This is a genomic window from Rhizobacter sp., assembly GCF_035702065.1.
Classification (GTDB): Bacteria; Pseudomonadota; Gammaproteobacteria; order Burkholderiales; family Burkholderiaceae_C; genus Rhizobacter.
Map to the genome: position 1 here is coordinate 1 of NZ_DASSRA010000506.1, position 2,380 is coordinate 2,380.

2 protein-coding genes are annotated in these 2,380 nt (G+C 68.0%); both read left to right on the plus strand.

Annotated elements, in window-relative coordinates; translation table 11 throughout:
- Positions 1–902 (plus strand): TonB family protein (locus tag VFL64_RS22670; RefSeq protein ID WP_489542653.1); only part of this gene is annotated, 902 nt, incomplete at its 5' end.
- Positions 903–1,011: 109 nt separating this feature from the next.
- Positions 1,012–2,187, plus strand: a complete 1,176-nt coding sequence (locus tag VFL64_RS22675; protein WP_489542654.1) for a BamA/TamA family outer membrane protein — start codon at positions 1,012–1,014, stop codon at positions 2,185–2,187.
- Positions 2,188–2,380: the final 193 nt, after the last annotated feature.

Consider the following 2,380-nt stretch of genomic DNA (forward strand, 5'->3'; position numbering starts at 1 on the left):
CGCCGCGCCTGGCCAAGCTGATGATCGAGCAGCGCGAGCCGCCGCCCAAGCCCAAGCCGCCGGAGATCGCCAAGCCCGAGGCCGACAAGGCCATCGAGGCCAAGCCCGGCACGCCCGAGCCGGTGCGGCCCGAGCCGCCCAAGAAGGCCGCGCCCGTGCCCGAGGCGCGTGTGCCGCAGCCGAACCGCCCGCCGGGCGAGATCGAAGGCGCTCGCCGCAAGGCCGCCGGCGTGGGCCTGCTGGCCATGAAGGACACGCTGAACGAGATGCACAGCGCGCCGACGGCGGTGCAGCTCAACCCCAACATCAAGCAAGGCCCCGGTGTCGGCGCCGGCGTGGGGGTGGGCGTGGGCGCAGGCACCGACCAGGGCACGCCCGACCGCAACATGATCACCTCCAACGCTTCAGGTGGCAGCGGCGGCATCAACACCGCGGGCTACAGCCGCGACACCGGTGGCGGCGGCCTCGCAGGCCGCGGCACCACCCTCGTCGAAGGCGTGGCCGGCGGTGGTGGGGGCGGCGGCTATGGCGGCGGTGGCCGTGGCGGCACCGGCGTTGGCTCGGGCCAGGGCGGTGGCGGCGGTACGCTGCAGAAGGGCGGCGGCGGCAAGGCCTCGCGCTCGATCGAAGACGTGCGCCTGGTGTTCGAGCGCAACAAGGGCTCGATCTACGCGATCTACAACCGCGCGCTGCGCGACGACCCCACGCTGCAGGGCAAGGTGGTGTTCAAGCTCACCATCTCGCCCAACGGCGAGGTGACCGATCTCAAGATCGAAGCCAGCGAACTCAAGAACCCCGAGCTCGAGCGCAAGTTGCTCGCGCGCATCAAGCAATTCGACTTCGGCGCCAAGCAGGTCGAGACGCTGATCGCGACCTATCCGGTGGACTTCTTGCCATCCTGACCGGGGCCCCTGATCGGGAGCACGAAAGGGCAAGTGCCGACGAGGCGCTTGCCTTTTTGCGTTGAGGTGCGTTTCATAATGCCCGGCAGCTCCCGAACTGCCGCACTCCATGAAACGCCGCCTTCTCGACGTCACACGCATCGCCTTCCTCTCCAGGCTCACCGTCACCGCGCTGCTGTCCGCCAGTTGGGCCCAGCCGGCGCTGGCACTCCCTGAAGGGTTTGTCGACCCCGAAGACCAGAACCTCGACATCTCCGAGTGGCTGGTCGACCGCAAGGGCTTTCTCCCCGTCCCGATCATCATCACCGAGCCTGCCATCGGCTACGGCGGTGGCGTGGCCTTCATGTTCCTGCGCAACTCCATGCGCGAGAGCGCGCAGAAGGCCAAGGAAACTGGCCTGCAGGAGGCGCCCGACATCTGGGTGGCCGGTGCAGCCGCCACCGAGAACGGCACCAAGCTGGCCTTCGGCGGCGGCATGGCCAGCTTCGACGAAGGGCGCTGGAAGTACCGTGGCGGTGTCGCACGCGCCGACATCAAGCTCGACTTCTACGGCATCGGCAACAGCGGCAACGATGCCAACAGCGTCGGTTACTCGCTCGACGGCTGGATGTCGATGCAGCAGGCCTTGCGCCGCCTTGGCCAGACCGACAACTGGTTCGGCATGCGCTGGATCTTTCTCGATCTGAAGAGTGCGTTCGACACCAACTCTGTGCAGCTGCCGGGCTTGCTGCCCGACCAGAGAGACCGGCGCGCCTCGGGCCTCGGGCTGACGCTCGAGCACGATTCACGCGACAACATCTTCACGCCCAACAGCGGCTGGAAGGGTGCGCTCGATGCCACCTTCTACGACCCCGACTGGGGCAGCGACACGCGCTTCCAGGCTTACCGCGGCCACGTGTTCGCCTACTGGCCGGCCATGCGGGAACTGGTGGTGGCAGGCCGCGCGGATCGCCGAAGCGTCGATGGGCGCGTGCCGTTCTACATGCTGCCGTTCATCGACATGCGGGGCATCCCGGCCGGGCGCTACATGGACGAGAACACCGGGCTGATCGAGACCGAGCTCCGCTGGAACGTCACCCCGCGCTGGGCGGCGGTGGGCTTCATGGGGGCAGGGCGGGTGTGGGGCCGCGATGTGGCGTACAGCGATGCCTCTTCCCTGGTGAGCAAGGGCCTAGGGTTTCGCTACCAGATCGCTCGCCGGCTGAACATGTGGGTCGGCCTCGACTACGCCCGCGGGCCCGAAGGCGGCGCAGGCTACATCGTGGTGGGCAACTACTGGCGTTGAGCCCCTTGTTCATTCAGCGCGCTGGCCCCATGATGCCCCGGCCTCTTTAAGCTCGGACGGAAGCACTTCATGACTGCCCCTCTCTTCAGCCGCGTCGGTGTTCTGGCGTGGGCCCTGCTGATCGCGTCTTGCGCGTCCACCCAGCAGGCCACCATGCCCGAGCGCCAGGGAACGGTCGAGCAGATCATCCCGA

Coding starts and splice junctions, on each gene's coding strand:
- VFL64_RS22675 (WP_489542654.1), top strand. CDS start 1,012: ATGAAACGCCGCCTTCTCGACGTCACACGCATCGCCTTCCTCTCCAGG.